The organism is Paenibacillus sp. NPDC056933 (assembly GCF_042674385.1).
Lineage (GTDB): Bacteria > Bacillota > Bacilli > Paenibacillales > Paenibacillaceae > Paenibacillus.
The window spans coordinates 230,052-251,924 of the sequence record NZ_JBHUQN010000006.1; the positions used below are offsets into that span (position 1 = coordinate 230,052).

Annotated in this window: 18 protein-coding genes and 1 pseudogene; 11 read left to right on the forward strand and 8 right to left on the reverse strand. The window is 47.1% G+C overall.

Annotated elements, in window-relative coordinates; translation table 11 throughout:
• The first annotated feature begins 18 nt into the window (after nucleotides 1-18).
• From ACFTRD_RS29115 to ACFTRD_RS29130, 4 genes are all read left to right on the forward strand, one after another.
• A complete protein-coding gene (locus ACFTRD_RS29115) occupies nucleotides 19-906 on the forward strand; it encodes a DUF8171 family membrane protein (protein ID WP_379386082.1) in 888 nt (295 codons plus the stop codon).
• Nucleotides 899-2,803 (forward strand): ABC transporter ATP-binding protein, encoded by a 1,905-nt coding sequence (locus tag ACFTRD_RS29120; protein WP_379386084.1) that lies wholly within the window; start codon nucleotides 899-901, stop codon nucleotides 2,801-2,803. The genes ACFTRD_RS29115 and ACFTRD_RS29120 overlap by 8 nt, the downstream gene beginning before the upstream one ends.
• On the forward strand, nucleotides 2,778-3,605 hold the full coding sequence (locus ACFTRD_RS29125; RefSeq protein WP_379386086.1) for an energy-coupling factor transporter transmembrane component T family protein: 828 nt from the start codon (nucleotides 2,778-2,780) through the stop codon (nucleotides 3,603-3,605). The genes ACFTRD_RS29120 and ACFTRD_RS29125 overlap by 26 nt, the downstream gene beginning before the upstream one ends.
• A gap of 65 nt (nucleotides 3,606-3,670) precedes the next feature.
• Nucleotides 3,671-4,450 carry a PHP domain-containing protein gene (locus ACFTRD_RS29130; RefSeq protein ID WP_379386088.1) on the forward strand — a complete coding sequence of 260 codons (780 nt, stop codon included), beginning with the start codon at nucleotides 3,671-3,673 and terminating at the stop codon, nucleotides 4,448-4,450.
• Nucleotides 4,451-4,534: 84 nt separating this feature from the next.
• On the opposite strand, the gene ACFTRD_RS29135 is transcribed toward ACFTRD_RS29130, so the two are convergent.
• Complete coding sequence (locus ACFTRD_RS29135) at nucleotides 4,535-4,978, reverse strand: VOC family protein (protein WP_379386090.1); 444 nt, start codon at nucleotides 4,976-4,978, stop codon at nucleotides 4,535-4,537.
• A gap of 88 nt (nucleotides 4,979-5,066) precedes the next feature.
• On the opposite strand from ACFTRD_RS29135, the gene ACFTRD_RS29140 reads away from it, so the two are divergent.
• Nucleotides 5,067-6,077, forward strand: a complete 1,011-nt coding sequence (locus ACFTRD_RS29140; protein ID WP_379386092.1) for a helix-turn-helix transcriptional regulator — start codon at nucleotides 5,067-5,069, stop codon at nucleotides 6,075-6,077.
• 168 nt (nucleotides 6,078-6,245) lie between these two features.
• On the opposite strand, the gene ACFTRD_RS29145 is transcribed toward ACFTRD_RS29140, so the two are convergent.
• Nucleotides 6,246-7,448 (reverse strand): MFS transporter, encoded by a 1,203-nt coding sequence (locus ACFTRD_RS29145; RefSeq protein ID WP_379386094.1) that lies wholly within the window; start codon nucleotides 7,446-7,448, stop codon nucleotides 6,246-6,248.
• Between the two features lie 161 nt (nucleotides 7,449-7,609).
• Between ACFTRD_RS29145 and ACFTRD_RS29150 the strand changes: the two genes are divergently transcribed.
• From ACFTRD_RS29150 to ACFTRD_RS29165, 4 genes and pseudogenes are all read left to right on the forward strand, one after another.
• On the forward strand, nucleotides 7,610-8,491 hold the full coding sequence (locus tag ACFTRD_RS29150; RefSeq protein ID WP_379386096.1) for a LysR family transcriptional regulator: 882 nt from the start codon (nucleotides 7,610-7,612) through the stop codon (nucleotides 8,489-8,491).
• Nucleotides 8,492-8,514: 23 nt separating this feature from the next.
• The gene (locus tag ACFTRD_RS29155; RefSeq protein ID WP_379386098.1) at nucleotides 8,515-9,189 is read left to right on the forward strand and encodes a VOC family protein; all 675 of its coding nucleotides are present in this window, start codon (nucleotides 8,515-8,517) and stop codon (nucleotides 9,187-9,189) included.
• Nucleotides 9,190-9,346: 157 nt separating this feature from the next.
• Nucleotides 9,347-9,998 (forward strand): annotated as a pseudogene (gene catA / locus ACFTRD_RS29160) (type A chloramphenicol O-acetyltransferase); the annotation flags it as partial.
• 753 nt (nucleotides 9,999-10,751) lie between these two features.
• Nucleotides 10,752-11,075 carry a helix-turn-helix transcriptional regulator gene (locus ACFTRD_RS29165; protein ID WP_379386143.1) on the forward strand — a complete coding sequence of 108 codons (324 nt, stop codon included), beginning with the start codon at nucleotides 10,752-10,754 and terminating at the stop codon, nucleotides 11,073-11,075.
• A 297-nt stretch (nucleotides 11,076-11,372) separates the two neighbouring features.
• On the opposite strand, the gene ACFTRD_RS29170 is transcribed toward ACFTRD_RS29165, so the two are convergent.
• Entirely contained in the window at nucleotides 11,373-12,056 is a 684-nt protein-coding gene (locus ACFTRD_RS29170) for a CPBP family intramembrane glutamic endopeptidase (protein ID WP_094599889.1), read from the reverse strand.
• A gap of 240 nt (nucleotides 12,057-12,296) precedes the next feature.
• Between ACFTRD_RS29170 and ACFTRD_RS29175 the strand changes: the two genes are divergently transcribed.
• Both ACFTRD_RS29175 and ACFTRD_RS29180 read left to right on the forward strand, forming a co-directional pair.
• The gene (locus ACFTRD_RS29175; protein ID WP_379386101.1) at nucleotides 12,297-13,031 is read left to right on the forward strand and encodes a response regulator transcription factor; all 735 of its coding nucleotides are present in this window, start codon (nucleotides 12,297-12,299) and stop codon (nucleotides 13,029-13,031) included.
• Nucleotides 13,028-14,770 carry a HAMP domain-containing sensor histidine kinase gene (locus ACFTRD_RS29180; RefSeq protein ID WP_379386103.1) on the forward strand — a complete coding sequence of 581 codons (1,743 nt, stop codon included), beginning with the start codon at nucleotides 13,028-13,030 and terminating at the stop codon, nucleotides 14,768-14,770. Before ACFTRD_RS29175 ends, ACFTRD_RS29180 begins: the two co-directional genes overlap by 4 nt.
• Nucleotides 14,771-14,982: 212 nt before the next feature.
• Here the strand turns inward: ACFTRD_RS29180 and ACFTRD_RS29185 are convergent, their stop codons facing one another.
• From ACFTRD_RS29185 to cdaA, 5 genes are all read right to left on the reverse strand, one after another.
• The gene (locus ACFTRD_RS29185) at nucleotides 14,983-15,216 is read right to left on the reverse strand and encodes a helix-turn-helix domain-containing protein (RefSeq protein WP_094599886.1); all 234 of its coding nucleotides are present in this window, start codon (nucleotides 15,214-15,216) and stop codon (nucleotides 14,983-14,985) included.
• 313 nt (nucleotides 15,217-15,529) lie between these two features.
• The gene (gene glmS / locus ACFTRD_RS29190; protein WP_379386105.1) at nucleotides 15,530-17,362 is read right to left on the reverse strand and encodes a glutamine--fructose-6-phosphate transaminase (isomerizing); all 1,833 of its coding nucleotides are present in this window, start codon (nucleotides 17,360-17,362) and stop codon (nucleotides 15,530-15,532) included.
• Between the two features lie 741 nt (nucleotides 17,363-18,103).
• Complete coding sequence (gene glmM / locus ACFTRD_RS29195) at nucleotides 18,104-19,444, reverse strand: phosphoglucosamine mutase (protein WP_379386107.1); 1,341 nt, start codon at nucleotides 19,442-19,444, stop codon at nucleotides 18,104-18,106.
• 68 nt (nucleotides 19,445-19,512) lie between these two features.
• Nucleotides 19,513-21,003, reverse strand: a complete 1,491-nt coding sequence (locus ACFTRD_RS29200; protein WP_379386109.1) for a CdaR family protein — start codon at nucleotides 21,001-21,003, stop codon at nucleotides 19,513-19,515.
• Nucleotides 20,996-21,835, reverse strand: a complete 840-nt coding sequence (gene cdaA, locus ACFTRD_RS29205) for a diadenylate cyclase CdaA (RefSeq protein WP_379386111.1) — start codon at nucleotides 21,833-21,835, stop codon at nucleotides 20,996-20,998. The genes ACFTRD_RS29200 and cdaA overlap by 8 nt, the downstream gene beginning before the upstream one ends.
• Between the last annotated feature and the right edge of the window lie 38 nt (nucleotides 21,836-21,873).

A 21,873-nucleotide genomic window follows, 5' to 3' on the forward strand; every position in this document is an offset into this window, starting at 1 on the left:
TCAGGGAGGTATGTATCGATGAAGAAGATGACTGAGCGTTACACGCTGACGTCTTCACAGAAAATGATGGTGTTTGTGCTTTCCATGTCACTGTACGGCTTGTCCAACATGTTCACAGAGCTTATTCCCAAGCTCCAGCTTGGACCGATTGAATTGTCTGTTGAGTACTTCGCCTTCATTCCGCTGACACTTTGCATTTTGTTCCACCCCATGATTGCTGCCCTTGGCGCGGCTCTTGGCGAGGTGATCTTCGGTGAGCTGATGCTGGGGCAATTCGGCGGACTGGGCGAGCTGGAGAAATTCATTACCTTTTCCTTCGCCATGTATGTCGCAGGACGTATGGTCAGTGATCCTCGCAATCGCAGACAGGTTGGTATAGCTGCCATGACGGGTGTCATCATTCATCAGTTCCTCAGTTCACTGGTGGATATCGGTAAAGTGTGGATTGGTGTGGAGCAGCTGGAAGCAGTCCCTGGACTTGCGGAAAGTGTTGTACTGATCGAAGGGGTTGGTTTTCTGAATGACGTACTGTTCTCGGGCATACTGTTCGCTCTGCTGCCTACGCTGTATCTCGTACCTCTGCTCTACGGCAAAATTGAACCGCTGCTCGGTATCAAACCTCGTAATCCAGGGATGAAATATGAAGGCATCGGCTTCTTCCGTCCGAAACTAATCATCATCGGTGTACTGCTGCTCGCGTTGGCCTTTGGTGCGGAAGCCCTGTCCGAGATGGACATCAACTTTGCGGTTTGGGAGACGGACTATGCAGATCGATATGGTTCAGCTTCAATATGGATTAGTATCGGGGCTGCTGCATTGGTTGCCGTGGTGACATTACTGATCATGCGTGCGAAACGTAGCAAAAACAAAATGGTACCAGGTACGGAGAACCGCCCTTATGCATAATGAAATGTCTACATCTACATCTACATCTACGTCTGCTTCTGCTTCTGCAACGAATGCTGCTATTTCCATTCAAAATGTTATCTTTACTTATCCAGGCTCAAAGGAGCCTGTCCTGAACGGAGCTTCGCTTGAGCTCTCACGAGGCAGTTTTACAGCCATTATCGGGGGCAACGGTTGCGGCAAATCTACTCTGTGCAAGTTGTTCAATGGCCTTATTCCCCAATTCTACACTGGAGACTTCTCCGGTGAAGTCCATGTACTCGGCATGCCTGCCGAAGGCCGGAGTGTTGCAGACCTGTCCAGAAAGATCGGTTACGTCTATCAGGATTTCGACAACCAGCTCGTGCGGCCCACCGTCTTGGACGAGGCTTGCTTTGCACCACTCAATTACGGGTTTCCCAACTACCGGGAAATGGGTGAACATGCACTAACCATGTGTGGTCTGGATGCTATTCATAACCGATACATCTGGGAATTGAGTGGTGGGCAGAAACATCTGCTCGCTCTGGCCGGGGCCCTGTCACTCGACCCGGACATCCTGATTGTCGATGAACCTGTCTCACAGCTTGACCCGCAGCATGCAAGACTCATCTATGAGTGCCTTTCCAGATTGAATACGGAATACGGCAAGACGATTATCGTCATCGAACATCATACTGAATTTATCGCCGATTTCTGCGCAGATGTGGTACTGATGGACAAAGGTCAGGTCTTGTGGAATCTTCCAGTTAGGGAAGGTTTGAATCGGATTGCAGATCTGGAGCGGCTGGGCATTCAGCCTCCTGAGGTGACACGTGCAGCTATCCAGGCTGCCGAATTATCGCAGGGAGAAGAAATAAATGCGGACTTTTCAGGTTCACGACAACGTTTCCCGGTCACGGTGGAAGAAGCAACGGTTTATTTTGCCGAGCATTGCTCGTCCATTCCATCCGTTTCTTTGCAAAATGAACATTCATCTGACTCGACTTTAGCACGCGACGCTTCCAATCGGATTGCGAATACAGAACGTCTATCGCCAACTTCAGCTACTGAACCGTTAATTCCTATAGTACAGTTTCATCAAACCCGGCTGCGCTACAGAGGGCTGGGCAAAAAAGAACATGAAGTCATTCGTGGCGTTAATATTTCACTCCATGAAGGAGAACGGATTGCTTTGATTGGCAACAATGGTGCCGGCAAATCCTCACTGTTGAAGCTGATGGCTGGAATCAGCCTGCCTCAGGAAGGCAGTGTCAGCGTTCTGGGTGAGGTTACTCACCGTTCGTCCCTGGAACAACTGGCGGGTAAGGTCGCGTATATTTTTCAGAACTCTTCCGAAATGTTTATCGAAGACAGTGTCCGAAAAGAAATCGCGTATTTCCTGAAGAATCGTCGTATCCCGGAAGCTGATCAGCAAATCGCACATGTACTGGATCGTTTCCGGCTTTCTCCACTGCAAGAAAGGGATGCCCGCCTTCTCAGTGGTGGACAACAGCGGCGTGTCACACTTGCCATCGGTGCAGCCATGAAGCCATCACTCATGCTGCTGGATGAACCGACCGCCAATCTGGACCTCGCTACCCGCGAAGAATTGATAGGTGTGCTGGATGAGCTGGATCAGCATGTGCGAACAACCATCATTGCCACGCATGACATGCAGCTGGTTACCCAATGGGCCAGTCGGGTTATCGTGCTTCACAACGGTCAGGTGGAAGCAGACGGCACACCTGCCGACGTGTTTGCAGACGCTTCCCTTTTGCGCCGTTCCGGACTTGCGTTAACACAGATCATGGAGCTTTCGCACCGAATGGGGCTGCCGACACTTGCACCGACAACCAAGGCTTTTGTTGATAGCCTGTTGAATCGATCACTCACCAAGGAGGATATGCATCATGCAGCTTGTCCGCAACTGGTTTGACAAAATATCCATTGAACGCATTCAGCTTGAGCTGATGAATACTGTATATGGCAGCGGTCATGCCAGCCTCTCGCGGATTGACCCCCGTGCCATGCTGATCTGGTATCTCTTTTTTGCCATCGTTCCCTGGTTTGTTCATAACGGGACTGTTCTGCTTGGCATGTTTTTGTTGACGGTAACTACCACCATACTGTCCAGAGCCGCTCCCTTTATCATTATCATTCTCTGTCTGGGGCTAATCGGTCAGGTGGGGTGGATGTTTATCATCTCGCTGTTCTTCGGTGGCAATCTGGAATCTGCATTCCCCCTGCTGCTGCTGACCCTGAAGCTGTCGATCGTCTCGCTGGCGAGTATCACCGTCTTTTCGGGCATGGACCCGGAACGCATCGGCGATGGATTACTTGCGCTCGGCATGCCTGCAACGTTCTCCTTCAGTCTCTCTTATGCTTACCGCATATTGCCGGTGCTGTTCGGTGAATTCCGCAACATTATGCTGTCCTACAGACTGCGGGGTCAGGTCCCTTCACGGCACGGATGGCTCTACTGGCGGCTTGTAGTCTATTATATGAAGCTGTTTGTTGTATCCTTCTTCCCGCTCATGCTGGCTACCGCCAAACGTTCGCGCACAACCGTGGAAGCACTGGAGACACGAGGTTTCTCGTACGGTATGAAGCACCCTGAGTCCAAACGCCTGAAGCTGGCCCATCTGAAAATCACCTCACGTGACCTCGGATTTCTCGCCGGATCGGTAATCTATGTAGCACTGCTGTTCTGGCTCGGCAGTCGTTATGAGATTCTGTAATTCAAAATAAAATGCTGTAATTGTTCATATCATTAACCATTCATGGAATAAAAGGAGTGTCTTCTATGCGTATTGATCTTCATACACACGGCAAATTATCCAAAAACTCTGATTTCTCAGTCGATTACTTCACCGAAATGGTCAAGGAGGCCAAAGCCAGCGGGCTCGAAGCCCTCGCGCTAACCGAACATTTTAACACCCGCAACTTCTACGATGTCTACGAGACACTGGATCGTCTCTATCCTTATAAAGGAGACTACTACGATGCAGACGGGCTGCGCATTTTTCCCGGTATGGAAGTAGACATTCAGGAGACAGGACATATTTTGCTGGTGGGTCAAAAAGAACATATCCTTGCCGTCCGCAGCGGCCTGGATCCATATACGGCCAAAGGTTCATTCATTCCTTTTGCCGAGCTGCTGGATTTGGCCGAAGCCTGGCCCCTGCTCAAAATTGGCGCACATCCTTTCCGTGAGTCCACCCCGCTGTACCAGCTGGATCGTGATTTGTTGGGACGTCTGGACGCTTTTGATCTGAACGCCAAGGATATGTACCAATACGGCATCGAGACGTGCCGCAGCCAGGTTGAACCATTCGCCCACTCCCTTGGTAAACCGATCACTGCCGGAAGTGATACCCATCAGTGTCTGCAATACGGCAGTGTAGTCAATGTGTTGGATCATCCATGCACATCGGTTGCCGAGCTCAAAGAGCAGGTCCTTGCTGGTACATACAGCATCGAAATCTCCACCGATCTTCCTCTCCGCGTCAAAGCCTCCGTCATGCTTAAGAAAGTGATGAAACGTCTTGCCAAGCTGGACGCCACCCGTTTACAGAACGTTTAGAGGAGACTATAACTTCTAATGAATTTAAAATGAGCCCAAAGGATTTATATCCTCCAGGCTCATTACGAATTCATCTTCACTTAATTAGAAATCATGTACCGTCACACAAAGTTGAATCACGATCCCGAACGGATCACGAACAATTCCATAACCCGGACTAAATTCGTTTGGCTCATAAGGCACCAGCACCGTAACCTCTTCATGTTGCACCAGCGAATTATACAATTGAGTCATTGTACTTTTATCTTTCGATTGAATGCATAACGACGTGCTGTTTCCCAGCTGCCACGGCCGCCCTGTATCCATTTCCTCCTCAGCAATCATCAGTTTGTTTACCCCGATCTGGAGTACCGAATGTGTAATATATTCATCCTGGCCTTCGGGATATTCAAACCCCGGGTTCATTTCCTTCATCTCTTTGTAATTTTTTTTGAATAACACGTTAGCACCCAGATACTTCTCATAAAAAGCAATGGCTGCCGCAGCGTCTCCATTCATTGACAGAAACGGGATCACCTCAAAATTCATCTGTATTGCCTCCTTCGTTTGATTGGATTACACTGTTTAATATAACGACAAAAGGTGCCAATCCATGGCACCATTGAGAGGTTCTTTTATGAAAAAATCAGAACGCATGAACCAGATGCTGCGCTTTATCAATCAAAAACAACACTTCACCCTGCAAGATCTCATGCAAGAGTTTCAGATATCCAAGAGAACTGCAATAAGAGACATCGCGTCATTGGAGGAAATCGGCGCACCCATCTATGTCGAGTATGGACGTTACGGCGGGTATCGTTTGCTTCAGCAAATGCAGCTGCCGCCCATTTCATTTAATACGGGCGAGCTTCATGCCCTCTACTTTGCCATGCAGGCTTTACGCAGCTTTACCAATCTGCCCTTTCAGGTCTCTTTTCGTTCCATTCACGAGAAATTTATTAGCGCCCTATCTGAAAGTCAAAGACAGGATATCGAGCAAATTCAACACCGGGTCTCATTCCGACACACCGAGCAAATCCGGGATAGTGAGCATCTGGAGTTTCTATTGATGGCCGCTGTTCAGAATGCAGTGATTCAGATTACGTATCAATATACTCGCAACAGGAGCAGGAGCAATAACCCAGATAACAGCTCCAATCCCGACACACCCAAGCCCAGCATACGCAACATTCAGCCAATCGCCCTCTATGCTATGAAAGGCTACTGGTATTGCCAAGCGTATGATCTGGATAAACAGGCGTATCGTGTGTTCCGATGTGACCGAATCACCTCAACCGAGACGACAGACATCGACCCTGTAAAACATATCAATGAACTCAATCTACAGGATGCCCACTCGTTATGGAAACCATCAGAGAACGCCATCCCATTCAAATGTCTGATCAATGAAGCCGGGGTGGAGCTGTTCCAGCAAGAACAGTTTCCATCCATGAAGCTCATCAACGAATCTGGCGCTGATTCCGGACGAACTGGACACACCTATTTAGTCGGTTCGTATGAACCCCCTGAGCATGAGTTCATCATTCGCTATCTCGCCAGTTTTGGCAAGTCCATCCGGATCATAGAACCCGACACATTAAAGGAATCCTTAAGACAGCACTATCAGGATTTACTTGATCATGTTTAAAAATCGCTACAACTATATAAGTAAGGTGAGTGAATGAGTTTACACTGGATCACAGGGCGCCAGAACTTCCGGTTCCTGTTATCGGGCATCAACTTTGTTCACTTGATTTAGTTCACTTAATTTAGTTCACTTGATTAGTCCCGCTGATGTTTGTGATCTCATCTCATATTAATTTTTTTTATAAACCAGGCTCTGATTATCATAGCTCGCTGGAGAACTTTTTTTATTGCCTATCGCCAACTGAACGACGATTTGCAGCACAATGATTATAGCCAGACCATAGAACGCTTGAATGAAGCTGCCCGTGGCATCATGCAGCCAACCGATCGTCAGCGGACCAAGGGCCCCCAGAATATAGCCGCCGGATTGAGTCATCGCTGACCATGCGCTGGCTTCCTGAGCATTATTCGTCTCATCAATGGGCAGCATCAATGCGATTGGGAACAGTCCCCCGGCACCAATGCCGAGTGGGATCGCGGCCAGCCAAGGACTGACGGACAGGTTCAGCATTAAAACTCCTATCAACTCCATTAATGCACATCCTACAAGCCAGAATACACGTCTTTGGTAACGGTGTACGAGCATTGGAATGAATAACGTAGACGGTAATGAAATCAACGTAAATAACGTTTGGATGCTTCCGGCAGTCTCTTTCGTATATCCCTGGCTTTGGATCGCGGGTGCAAGCCATGCGGTCAAGGAATAGAAGATCGCTGCCATTAGTCCGAAGAACAATGTCAGCACCCATGCTCGACTATTTTTCACTGGAAGAGCTTCAACATTAACAGCTGAAATTGGCCCCGATTGTCGATCCTTTCGTGCTGACAAGACTAATTTCATCCAGATCGGTAGAGCAATCGCTACGAGCAATGCCCATACTGCTAACGAGCCCCTCCACGAACCCCCCAGGATCTTTTGAAGCGGAACGGATAATCCAACACTTATGCTGGCCCCCACGACCATAGCAGTAGAGTAAATACCCACCATGGCAGCAACTCGCGTCGGGAAATGCTGCTTAATAAAGCTGGACAACAGCGGACCGGCCAATGCAATCCCTACACCGGATAGAAAAGAAGTAAACATCATCAGAGGCGTTGCACCCACGAACAACCGAAGTGCCGTACCTACTCCAATGAGCATTAAAGCCAAAACGATCGCGCCCTCATTCCCCCACCTCCTGCTTAGCATTACGGAAAATGGAGCGAATATGCCCATACATAATACGGGAAGCGTGGTTAACAGACTGGCGGTTATTCCGCTAATGTTCAGATCGCCCTGTATGGTACTCATCAGAGGGGAAATGGATGTAATCGGCGGTCGCAAATTCAAGGAAGCCAGAATAAGCGCCAGGACGATATAAAACAGTTTCACTACGGATCACCTCAAGTATGGTTATATGGTTGCATTCACTAATGATCCAGGTTGTAGATCTTTTTGTGGTGCAAGATTAGTATAGAGGCATCCAAATGATTGAACAATACAATAGTTTCTATTAAAATGATTATAAAAACCAATGATTTGAGGCGATACAGATGGAAATCCGTCAAATGGAGAACTTTATCGTCGTTTGTGAAGAACTCCATTTCACACGTGCAGCAGACAAAATTGGCATTTCTCAACCTACCTTGAGCCAACAAATTCGAGCGTTGGAGGATGAATTGGGTGTTCCCCTGTTCGACAGGGTGGGCAAAAAAATTGTGATGACTCAGGCAGGAACGTTGTTCCTGGAGCATTGTGTACAAATGGTTCGTCATTTGCAGAACACCCAGGATGCGATAGCTGAATTCCGCAATGACCAGCGAGGCAAGCTGGTGATTGGTCTCCTTCCGTCCGATCTGGACTACCGTATCACTCCATTGCTCGTTCATTTCCATGCCCGATTTCCCAAGGTGAAATTGAAGGTTGTCTCTTCGATTTACGTAATAAATCAAGTCCTGGATAACGAAGTAGACATCGGAATCGAGCTAACCTCTGCTCCTGATGACCGTCTTGTCCGCATTCCTTTGTGCAGTGAAGAATACGTCCTTGTCGTTTCCGAGAACCACGCTTGGGCCGACCGAAAGGAGATTGGAATCAAAGAACTGCGGGATATTCAGACAGTGATGTTCCCTGAAGGGTTCACAGGCAGAGAGCTAGTTGATGGCTATTGCCGCAAATATGGCTTCACCCTGAATACGATCATGGAGACAAGCTCGGCAACCTCCATCATTAGCCTGGTCAAAGCTAACGTTGGCGGTACGATACTCCCATATCCACTGATCAAGGCGATGAATGAACCGGCGCTACGCATCATCCGAATCACGGACGATGCTCCTTACCGTCACTTTGAAGTCATTCATCGGTCTGATCGTTACCTGACCCAATCTGCTAAAGCATTTATTGAGAAAACCATTGAATATTTTAATCAAGGATAAGTTCAGAAGGAGAGGGATTGGAAATGAAAATAAAAGAAGTGGGTTTGTTCACTGATCAAATGGAGGCGATGAAGCCGTTTTACAGTACGTTATTAAAGTTGGAGCTGCTGGAGGAGAGTACATCCTCCGTATCGTTTCGCACAGGAAATTCAATGATTTCATTTCAGCAAACTTCGGGTCAGGAAAAGCCCTTCTATCATGTGGCATTTACGATTCCTACAAACCAATTTGCTGAAGCCAAGAAGTGGGTTCAAGATCGAAACATCTCTTTGCTTTCTAAAGATGATAAAGACGAGTTCTATTTTCCCTACTGGGACGCAACTGCTTTCTATTTCTATGACCCGAGCGGTAATTTGATGGAGTTCATTGCTCACCATTCGTTGGATAATGCAGTCGACGGTGCCTTTGATTCAAGGCAGCTGCTGTGTATTAGCGAGATCGGCCTGCCTGTCGATGATGTACCCGATACGATAAGCAAAATGAATGGACACTATCATCTTGAACCGTTTGCCGGAGATGGAAAGCAATTTGCCCCCATCGGTGACGCAGAAGGCATGTTTATTGTAATCGACAAAGAGATGCCCTGGTTCCCCGACGGACGCAAGCCCGGGGTATTTGCTACTGAGGTGAAAGTTGAAACTGGACAGACTGGGAGCATTTCGTTACAGAATGGTTTGTACTCTATTATTTCGAATTAAATTAGAGATTCATGTGTTGTGATGAAGTGTGTTGTTTTTCAAATAAATATTTATGATACAATAATTGGGACTCTTAAAAAAGGATTGATTCCAATGAAGAAAGCAGACAAGTCAGCCTCCTAATTTCACTTTAGATAAAAATTAGGAGGCATATCAAATGAACTTTAATAAAATTGATATAGACAATTGGAATAGAAAAGAGATATTTAATCATTATTTGAACCAACAAACGACTTTTAGCATAACCACAGAAATTGATATTAGTGTTCTATACCGAAACATTAAACAAATAGGATATAAATTTTATCCTGCATTAATTTTCTTAGTGACAAGTGTGATAAACTCAAATACAGCTTTTAGAACTGGTTACAATAGCGAGGGAGATTTGGGTTATTGGGATAAGTTAGACCCACTTTATACGATTTTTGATAGTGAATCTGAAACATTCTCTGGTATTTGGACTACTGGAAAGAATGACTTCAAAGAGTTTTATGATTTTTACCTCTCCGATGTAGAGAAATATCAAGGTTCTGGGAAATTGTTTCCCAAAACACCTATACCTGAATATACTTTTTCCATTTCTATTCTTCCATGGACTCCATTTACTGGGTTTAACTTAAATATCAATAATAACAGTAATTATCTTCTGCCCATTATTACAGCAGGAAAATTCATTAGTGAAGGCAATTCAATATATTTACCGTTGTCTTTACAAGTCCATCATTCGGTTTGTGATGGTTATCATACAGGCTTGTTTATGAGCTCTATTCAGGAATTTGCAGATAGATCTAAGGACTGGCTTTTATAATTATTAGAAAACGAGATGTCTCACAAGCTCTTAAAAAATGCATATCGATGAAGAGTAATAACCCGATATGTTCAAACGGGACAAAGCAAAGGTCTATCCTGCTTCGTCCCGTTTATGCTTTTCCATCATGCTTTTCAAATGGTTGGTGTACCTCCATTTTATCAAGGAACGGTTTCTTTTTGTTTTACAATTTAGAAAACGGGGCTGTCCCTAGCCATTTTTATGACTTATGGGACAGCCCCGTTCTAATGTCACTAACTTGCCTGCTAGCTAAATGAAGCATCGCCAGTCTAACATTTTATTTTCTCGGTCTATATAGAACTTTATTTTCTTCTGTCATCTCTTTTTGAAGAAGTTAAAAATAGTTCGTAACTGAAAACCCATGCCACTTCTAACTTTCCTTGTCTTAGGATCGATTTAAAGTTTGTAACTGAATCTTCTTTACAGGAAAATAAATTTTGTAACTTCATATCAGGGTAGTCCATTTCAGTAGATCTGTTTATTGATTCAGTTTCCAAAAAATATTTATCCCACATCTTAGAATTTCGTAACTTTATGCTCTCAGCCCGACTATACCTTTCATCATCATCACGAATCATAAGATCGGTATTGATCTGTTGTAACTATTAAATCTTATATTTTCATAACTCTTTGATGAAGAAATTATAGGCTCTCTGTGCGCTTATTCTTCATTAAGCTGAGCAACCGGATTCACTCCACCCAGAAGGAAGTCGGCAACACGCATTACAACAAGATGTCCGTCATCCGCACCAAAATCTACAACCAGCCCTTCCTGAACTGGACGATCGAAGGCCTATCCCACGAGCTGACCATGAGCCGGTCCTGCTTCCAGCACCTGTATAAGGACTTCTTCGGCGTAAGCCCGATGGCTGACGTCATTGCCAGCCGGATCGAACATGCCAAATATCTGCTCACGACCACAGACATCTCCGTCAAAAAGATCGCCGAAATGAGCGGCTACGCCAGCGAGATTCACTTCATGCGCCAATTCAAGCAGCAGACGGGGCAGACGCCATCACAGTATAGGGAGCACAAAATAAAGCCAGACCGCTTGTAAGCAGTCTGGCCTGGTGTGCCTTGTATAACTGTCTATATTTTATACAAAGTAACTTCATAGTCTGCAAAAACCTTCCCGATCATCTGCTCTACCACACTCCACTCCCCGTTCGCCAGCCCCCAGCCAATGTTGTACGGGAGGGCGACAGACAGTCCCTTGGCCTGCGCTTCTGTCCTCAGGATGGTTAACGCTTGCTCCAGCGCAGCATAGTCCGTATACCGGGTAGTTTCAATTTCAATCTATCTCATTCTTGTATTAGGATTATACCATTCTCCCCCTAAGCCATTCCTCCTCCGTCTACAGCGTAGAATAATAGAGAAGATTGAGGCCGTTATACACGATATGCACCACGACTCCCGGCCAGATGGAGCCTGTCTTGCGGAACAGGTATCCCACCAGGATGCCGACCATGAATGCGTCTAACAGGATAACGGTGAATCCATGAATCACGCCGAAGATTGCAGCGCTGCCGACTACCCCGGCCCATGCTCCATATCGGTTCAGTGCATTGGCAATTACGCCGCGGAATACAAACTCCTCGCTGAGTGGCGTGAGGATGGCCCCGGTGATAATCAGAATGAAGAGCGAGAGCGGACCGCCTTGCGCTGCCGTCTGGAAGTCCGCCTGGGTGTTGATCTCGGTAATAAAGTGATAATAGATTCCTTCAATAACAAAGCATCCCCCGAACGCGGCAATGCCGATTACGACCGCCACCAGCAACCATTTCCGTTCAGTCATCCGAAACCCGAAAGCACGTAAATTGCGAATCCGCAAGGCGTAGGCTGCAAACAAAGCCAGGAAGCCAATCAGACCATTGCCCGCACCTCCGATATTAATCCGCAAGATGGCTTGCTCATCAGGAAGTTGAAGCATCCAGACACCAAGGATAACAACGCCAACCATATAGAGGAACAGTGCAGTTAGGATCTCCGGCCAGCCGGGCCGGGTTTGAGGTATTTCAGACATGGATGGACTGCTCATTGCCAGCCTCCCGGTAGTGACCATTTTTTACTCATGCTATTAACCTCCGCTTTAATAGATTGAATGCAACCATCCTTTTCCTCCTACTCCTCTCATCAAAGCTCGAATGTGCTGCTCAGACCTATCCTACCAACCCCGCTGGAACGGAACTTAAACGAACCGATGAATTTTTGCTTAATTTTGTCCCCGCTGTTTAGGTTCTGTTAAGATAAATATGCTATTTTGAAAAAGGGTGAGAAAATGCCAAATCTATCCGCTATTAAAATCGCTATCGTTGACGACGAACCTTCGATGATCACCATGCTGCAAATGGTGCTTCGCCGGGAAGGTTTTCATCAACTGTACGGGGCTTCCACTTGTACCGAAGCTCTCAGCCTAGTGCAACGCGTGGTCCCCGATATTGTTCTGCTTGACATTATGCTTCCCGACGGCAGCGGACTGGAGCTCTGCTCCAAGATCCGCGAATACGGGAACCCGTATATACTGTTCCTGACAGCCAAGGCGTCCGATCTCGATATTCTAAAAGGCTTCGCCATGGGTGGGGATGATTATATCACCAAGCCCTTCAACCCCCTGGAGGTAGCCGCAAGAATTCAAGCGCGCATACGCCGGTTGGAGCCGGAAGCCCTGGCGTCCGGTTCTACGAAGCATCCCGATGCGGGAATTTACCGGTTCGGCCGCTTTACCATCAACGAGGCGGAGGGCGAGCTGACCGTAGAGGGACAGCCCGTTCCTTGCCCTGCACAGGTTTTCCAGCTATTACTGCACTTCTGCAGACATCCCGGAATCGTATTCTCCAAAACCCAGCTCTACGACAATGTCTGGGGGATCAACGGACAGGGCGATGATTCGACCGTGATGGTGCATATCCGCCGCATACGGGAGAGGATTGAACTCGATCCCGGCAATCCAAAGCTGCTGCTTACGGTACGCGGACTTGGCTACAAGCTGGTGAAGGAGCCGGAGGAGCGATGAAAATCCAGCAACGTATGGCTTTCCACTTCACGTATCAGTTGATTTTCTATGCTCTGGCAATTGTGACCATTGCTTTGGTTGCCTGCATCCTGTTCTTTCAGAACATGACCAGTAATGAGATACGCCGGAACTTTCCGGTTGGCGTCCTACAACAGATTGCCCAAGAAGCCCAGTACAAAGACGGAAAAATTCACATCTTCTCCCAGTGGAACAAGCTTATCAAAGAGAAAGAGATGTGGCTGCAGGTGGTTAGTGCGGAAGGAGACGTAGTCTACAGCATTAATACAACTCCCTACCCCGCACTGCCTGCCTCCTACTCCACCGCTCAATTGCTCGATATCCAGGAGACACGGAGACTGGGGTCTTATGCTGTGCAGACGCAACTGAATTTCTCGTTCCAGGACCCGCTTCTATATGTACTCGGCTATCCAACCCCTGACCTTGACCAGCTCACGGCGTGGCTCAACGCTTACGGACAGCAGGGCATGGTAAGAAGTGAAGCGGTTCCCCTCTTGGAACAGCAGCTTCGAGAGACTGGCAGTTATCTGCAAGTGATCGACCCTGAGAATAACACCGTACAAGGCATTGGAGATCAAACGTATGTACAAAAGGCATATCGGCCGCTGGATATTCTGGCCATCCAGCAGTCTCCAGACAACTATGACGCGGGTATTGTGGCCCACCGGGACGAGCCGAGCGGAATGACCTGGATCGTCTATACGCCCCATGCAGCCGGACTCCCTCTGAAGCATCCTGTATTGGAAAACGCAACGCCGAGACTCATCTGGATTGCGGTACTGATCCTGATCCTCGCTCTGTCGATCTCCATCTGGCATGGCTACCGCTATGGGCGGCCTCTGATTCTGTTCGCAGGCTGGTTCGAACGGATGGGCCAAGGGCAGTACGACGAGGTGCTGACCGCCAAGGACAAACGCAAGGTATTCCGCCGCAATGGCACTATGCGAACCCGCAACAGGCTCTATCAGGAAGTCATTCAAGCCTTCTATCAAATGACTCATCAATTGGCTCAAATCGAGAGGGACCGCAAGAGGCTCGAGAAGGAGCAGGCGGAGTGGATGTCAGGGATCTCCCATGATCTGCGCACACCTCTGGCCACGATTCAAGGCTACGGATATATGCTGGAGAAGCTGCCTGAGCAATGGAGCCAAGAGGAAATGCGGATCATGGGTGCGACCATCCGGGAAAAAGGGGATTATATGCTTGAGCTGATCTCCGACTTCTCTCTAATCCATCAGCTCAAGCAGAGCGATTCCATCATGGTCCGCCGGGACATCGATCTGGCAGAGTTGGTACGTTGCTCCGTGTTGAAGTACGTCAACGATGCCACCATGTCTGAGTATCTGTTTCACTACACCGGGGAAGAGGATTCCCTGTTGATACAGGGAGATGTAACCTGGTTACAGCGGCTGATGGACAATTTGCTGTCCAATGCGGTCAAGCATAATCCGCCAGGCACAACCATTACCGTCAATCTTATCCGAGTCAACGGCCAAGCTTGCATACGGGTACTCGATAATGGGAACGGGATGGATGAGGAGACACTGCATCATTTGTTCAATCGCTATTACCGCGGAACCAATACCGAGGAATCAACAGACGGCTCCGGACTCGGAATGAGCATCGCCAAAACCATCGTCGAAGCACACGGCGGCGAAATCAAGGTCCAATCGAAAATTGGGCAAGGCACGGAATTTGAGATTCTTTTGCCCTGCTGTTAGATCACGCTAATCTGTCAAGTTCAGCTAATTCTGTAATGAAGCAAAGAATTCAGGCAATCGGCCCTTAATCGTACGATATCAATTCACTTCAATCCAAATGGGGGAATTAAAGTTTCTGAAATAACTTATCAAATTATAGAGTTAATATTGAATGGATAAAAACCAAAAATGACTGTGCAGAAATCTGCAACAGTCATTTTTGTGTTTTATATTCACTTGGCTCCAGCAATCTCTTCCTCCACAAGCCTAACCAATTCCGAAGCCTTCATATTCAACGCCTCAGCAAGCGCTAGCAATGAGTTCAGGGTAGGCTGATGAATCCCGCGTTCCAGCATCGATATGTAAGTCCGGTCAAGATTGCTTTGGAAGGCTAACTTCTCTTGACTCATCTTGTTTCTCTTCCGAATAGTCTTTAACACTTGCCCAAAGATTTCTTCTGATTTCAAGGCCATACCTCTTTTAGGTTAATTATCTAGTTGTCCGATTTTCCTTGGAAAGCGACAAAAGGCTGTTGAAAGGCAATTTAAGCCCCGAGAACGGCCACTCCAATACGGAATTTGTTTTTAATCTTATTAAGACCCCTGATTTTCCTGATTAAACAACAAATGAGCTCAGACTAATCTGAGCTCATTTGTATGTTGGTTAAGAAGTTACAATCTATATTTTTCAGTTACATACTTTTTTTATCAGTTACAGTTTTAATTTTTCAGTTACATACTAAATTTAACGCATTCACCTTTGAAAATAAAGATTAATCCCTTACTCTACCGTTACACTTTTCGCCAGGTTACGTGGTTTATCCACATCGTGACCCAGTGCGAGAGAAGCGTAGTATGCAAGCAATTGCAATGCTACAACGGACAGAGCCGGGCTGAGCAATGGCAACGTCTTAGGAATCGCAAACGCTTGGTCTACAGATTTGAGCAAAGGTGCTACATGCTCTTCGTACGTAATTGCCAGTACGTCTGCACCACGTGCTTTCACTTCCTTGATGTTGCTCACCGTTTTCTCCAAAACGTTCTCCTGTGTTGCCAAGGCAATTACAGGAATTCCGTCCTCGATCAATGCCAGCGTACCATGTTTCAACTCACCCGCAGCGTACGCTTCGGAGTGAATATAAGAGATCTCTTTCAGCTTCAACGAACCTTCTTGTGCTACCGCAAAATCCAGTCCACGGCCGATGAAGAAGAGATGTTGATGTTTGGAGATTTGCTCTGCATATCCTTTGATCGCATCCGCTTGCTCCAGCATGGATTCCACTTGTTCAGGCAATGCTTGCATTGCTGCCAGCGTGTGTGCAATCTCCTCTGCTGTTTGTGTACCACGAACTTGTGCAAGGTACAGACCCAGCAAGTTGAATGCAATCAATTGCGAAGTGTACGCTTTGGTGGAAGCTACAGCAATTTCCGGTCCTGCCAGTGTTGCTATCACATCGTCTGCATCACGTGCAATGGAGCTGCCTACAACGTTAGTGATGGCGAGTACATGTGCACCATTCGATTGTGCTTCGCGCAGTGCAGCGAGGGTATCTGCAGTTTCGCCAGATTGGCTCACTACGATTACCAGTGTATCTTTGTTAACGATTGGAGAACGATAGCGGTACTCGGAAGCAACATCAGTTTCTACCGGAATACGCACCAATTGTTCAATTACAGTACGTCCAACCAGACCTGCATGGTACGCTGTACCACAAGCAATGATTTGAACGTTACGAATATTTTTAATTTGCTCTTCTGTCATTTTCAACTCAGGAAGTTGAACTTTTTTGCCTTCATTGTCGATGCGACCGAGCATTGTATCACGATATGCTTTTGGTTGCTCATGAATTTCTTTCAGCATGAAGTGCTCGAATCCGCCTTTTTCTGCAGTTACAGCATCCCAATCGACATGAATCATTTCCCGAGAAATAAAGTTGCCTTCAATCGTCATCAATTCGACAGCATCATGTGTCAAAACAGCCATCTCACCATCATTCAGAATATACACATTACGTGTATGTTCCAGAATGGCCGGGATATCGGAACCGATAAAGTTCTCGCCTTCACCAATACCGATAATCAGTGGGCTTGCTTGACGCACAGCGACGAGCTTCTCAGGCTCATACTCTGTCAGAACACCCAGCGCGAATGCTCCGCGCATCAACGTGATCACTTTTTGCACCGCTTTAACGATATCTCCATCGTATTCACGTGCAATCAGGTGGGAGATGACTTCAGTATCTGTCTCGGATGTGAATGTGTGACCTTGAGCAATCAGTTCGTCTTTCAGATCCAAATAGTTCTCGATAATTCCGTTATGAACAACAGAGAACTTCTGGCTCTCATCCGTGTGTGGATGGGAATTCTCGTCTGATGGTTTACCATGAGTAGCCCAGCGAGTGTGTCCGATTCCGGCATTACCTACCAGCGGAGCACCATCCAGTTTGGCTTCAAGGTTCGCAAGACGTCCCAGAGCTTTGGAGATTTGCAGACCATCCGGTGTAAATACCGCAATACCTGCAGAATCATAACCACGATACTCAAGCTTTTTCAGTCCTTCGATCAATACCGATTGAGTGTTCTTATTACCAATATATCCAACAATACCGCACATAGTTTAGTTCCTCCGATTGTATATGAATACTGTGTCACGAAGAGAAACAGGCTGGCACGGCATATCGAAAAAATGAAAATGATTGCCTAACGTATCATGAAAACTTTCAATTATTCAATTATCAATGATCAGAGCAGCCTCTTGCCGCCCCGCAGTCATAAGCTGTTATTAGATGCAATCATGAATGTACATCATTTTCCCGTCCGCGCACTGTACACGCTCTTCGCGCACATTCATTTTAATTTTAGTTGACTCTTGCACCTACCGGCGCGTTGTGTGGACAGTCACCCATCCATTTTCCGCAATCCGGTTTACGGCTCTGGTGCATCACCGGGAGGTCCCCGCCGAACAATCCGAACACCCCCACCTCGTCAGCTTGATTGCCGTCGATTATTGCTCAGTAGCGTCTTAAACTTCAAGATTCATACTGGTCAAAATCCTTCCCGCGCAACTTCAAGCTCTGGCGCTTGTGTAACTAGTACCTTACGATCCTCACTTTCTGTGTCTGAATGACGACTCCACTCATTATATGCACGTCACGTTCATTTTGCAATGGAGCAAAGTACCTGTGACAATTTCGGCATATTTACCCACAATCCCGACCGAATAAACAGACCCATGGTCTCACTAGGCCGGGACGTAGGAATATGGGTTTGTATGGCATAAACCCTGTTAGATTAAACCTTATAAGACAGTGATTCCCTTGAAATACCCGGGTTTGGAAGGCCTATTGATCAGGTCCTATACCAGTTCTTTTTGCACAACATCCGCAATTTGAGACACGAATTGTTCAAGTTCATCCTTATCTGGTCCTTCCGCCATAACACGAATCAGGGATTCGGTACCGGACGCACGAACAAGTACACGTCCATTATCGCCCAGCTGCTGCTCTACTGTAGCAATTGCTTGCTCAATCGCAGAATTGCCCTCATATTTGCTCTTATCTTCAACACGCACGTTCACCAAAACTTGTGGGTACTGAGTCATCATTGCTTTCAATTCACTCAGCTTTTTACCGGAAGCTTTTAGCGTATCCACGAGTTGAATGGCCGTCAGCATGCCATCTCCAGTGGTATTGTAATCCAGGAAAATAACATGACCGGACTGCTCTCCTCCCAGGTTGTAACCGCCACGACGCATTTCCTCCATCACATAACGATCACCCACTGCGGTTTTGGCAGTTTTCAATGCGAGCTTCTCGGTTGCTTTGTAGAATCCAATGTTACTCATTACGGTGGAAACTACAGTACTGTCTTTCAGCTTGCCTGCACGATTCATCGCATCACCACAGATACACAGAATAAAGTCACCATCGACCTCTGCACCTGTCTCATCAATTGCAATCAGGCGGTCCGCATCACCGTCAAAAGCAAGGCCCAGATCCGCTTTATGTTTCAGCACCTCTTGTTTCAAATGCTCCGGGTGAGTTGATCCGCATTGCTCATTGATATTCAGGCCGGTAGGCTCCGCGCCAATAGCAATGACTTCTGCACCAAGTTCTCTGAACAATTTGGGTGCCAGCTCATAAGCTGCTCCATTAGCACAGTCGAGAACAATTTTGAGTCCTGAGAACGATTCATTTACCGTTGTCTTCAAGAAATCCAAATAACGGAAACGGGATTCATCATCCGTCGTTACAGTACCCAAACCACCACCAACAGGACGAGGCAGTTGATCCGTTTCAGCATCCATCAATTCTTCGATCCGGTTCTCGGTTTCATCAGAAAGCTTGAATCCATCACCACCAAAGAACTTGATTCCATTATCCTCAACCGGATTGTGAGAAGCCGAGATCATTACCCCTGCATCTGCCTTCAGCAGACGACTAATATAAGCCACTCCAGGTGTAGATACAACACCCAGACGAATCACATCAGCGCCAATGGAGAGCAGACCTGCAACCAGTGCGGATTCCAGCATCAGTCCCGAAATTCGGGTATCCATACCGATAACCACTTTGGGTCTTTCCACACCACCTGCAAGCACATAACCACCACAACGCCCGATGCTGTAAGCCAGCTCCGCCGTTAATTCTTTATTGGCAACACCTCTTACACCGTCTGTACCAAAATATTTCCCCATGATCTAACTCCTTCTATTCGCATCATATAAGAGCATAAACATTATTTTTAAATTTCTGATCTGAACATTTACGGGTTCGAGCCACTACTGCTGCTCCCGCTGTTATTGTTATTTGTATTACCTCGATTGGTTGCATTACCTTGTTGGCTCTGCTCCTGATTGTCCGTATTCGATTCGGTTTCCTCTTCATCAGGAACAGGTTCCGTATCCCCATTCTCAACCTCCGCAGGTGAAGGCTCAGGCCCTACCGTCCCTTCATCTTTCGGGTCCTCTCCGGGGGCTACCGTCGTATCTTCAGCTTTTTCGCTAATTTTGACAGTAGCACTCAGACCTTTTGATGAATCTTCAAGTTTGGCAAAACGCGGCAAGTCCGCTTCAAGTTTCACTTCATGTGTTCCTGCGGCGAGTCCGGCAAGATCTGCAGTCAGCTTGATATCATCACTATTCAGACCCTCAAGCATACTTGATGAACCTTTGAGCGTGATATTTAGACCGCCGCTTTTGGGAGTGACCAGTGTACCTTCCAGTCCATTCTCAGCACCCGTAAGCGTAATGGGTACGTTGGGAAAGACTCTGGTCGTCTCCTCAAGCTCATCGAATGGTGATACCGTCACCTTGAGCTGAATCGAACTAGGCTCGATTTTCTCAAAACCGGAAGGCGGCGTCAAGTCCACGTTAACTGTCGACGTACCTGCCTCATCGAACTGGGTCAAATCAAGGGTTACTTGGTCGTAGGACTGTATACCCGCAAGCGCGTCCTCTGTTCCGTAAACCGAGACTTCTTTCACGCTTGGCTCAACCGTGGAGAGCACCAATCCCTCCGGCAGCTGTCCTGAATATTTGATTCTTAAGGGTACAGTTGTATAGGGCTGATTGACCGGAATGCGGACTTCAACCGTTTCTGGCGTAACAATGGCATTCTCGATGACTTTGCCTTCGGCATCATAGGCCTGTAACTTCACTTTCTTCTGCGTCACATCATCCTTCGCATCCTTCACGCTCACACTGCCCTGAACCTTCGCTACGGCGTCAAGTTGCCCTTCGGGCAGAGTAACCTTAACTGGACCTGAAGGCTCAACAACGGGCGTTCCAGTGCTGTATCCGGCGGATGGTTCTCCTTCGGGTACAATATTCACATCGAAGGATTTGGTGCCCAATTTTTCCACATTGACCGTAACCATAGAAGGCTCCATGCTGACCACCTCAACCCCTGAAGGTAAATCAGGGACTAATGGTAACGTATTAGACCCATCTTTCACCTGACTGAGGTCAACGAGCACTTTATAATCATCATTCGTAAAAATGGAAGTTAACATGGAGCGCTGCCCTTTGATCTCCAGACGCACTTCATCCGTACTGAGCGAAGTAAGTACATAAGAATTGCTATCGAGCCCATAGGGCTGTACAGGAACCGTTCGCTCCACAACCTTATTGGTTGTCCCGGTCGCGATTGTTGGCGTAGTCGGTACTTCATCCAGATGTATCATGAACCAAAGCAACAAACTGACGGCAAGGGCAAGAATTTTAGCGAAATTGTTATTGTTAAACCATTTATCCATTTTTACGTCCCCCCTTCCGTTTCAAGAAGGTAGCCCAACCATTCTTTTTATTCAAATTGGATGTCGGACGCAGTTCCTCGTACAGTTTGGCAATTAGTGACTCTTCTTTAATATCACGTACGACCTGTCCATTCATCGCGAGCGACACCTGACCTGTCTCCTCCGAGACGACCAGACAAATCGCATCCGCCACTTCGGTAATCCCGATTGCTGCACGGTGACGCGTCCCTAGCTCCTTACTGATAAACGGATTTTCGGACAGAGGCAAATAACACGCTGCAGCCGAAATCTGTTTGCCTTGTATAATGACGGCTCCATCATGGAGCGGTGTATTGGGAATAAAAATGTTAATCATCAGCTCTGAGCTGACCAGTGACTGCATCTGGATCCCGGATTCCGTGTAATCGTTCAGACCCGTTTCCCGTTCGAATACAACCAATGCACCGATTTTTCTCCGAGACAAATAGTTCACAGACTTAATAATCTCACCGATTAACACGGTTAATTCTTCATCACTCGCTGCGGTCGTGCGTCCAAACAGCTTGCCACGCCCCAATTGCTCCAGACCACGGCGCAGCTCAGGCTGAAATATAATAAAGACGGCAACGACACCAAACGTAAACATCTGGTTCATCAGCCATTTAAGCGTATAGAGGTTTAGCCACGTACTTAATGCCCAGATCACCACAAGGAATAGAATGCCCTTAAGGAGCTGAACCGCACGGGTCCCCCGCACCAGTAAAATCAGCTTGTACATAATATAGGTAACGATCAATATATCGATAACGTCCTTAATGGACTCTTTCCACGTTAAGTCAGCAAAATAGTTCATAAGCCAGCCCCCGCTATCCCCATTGATGAGTAAACCCT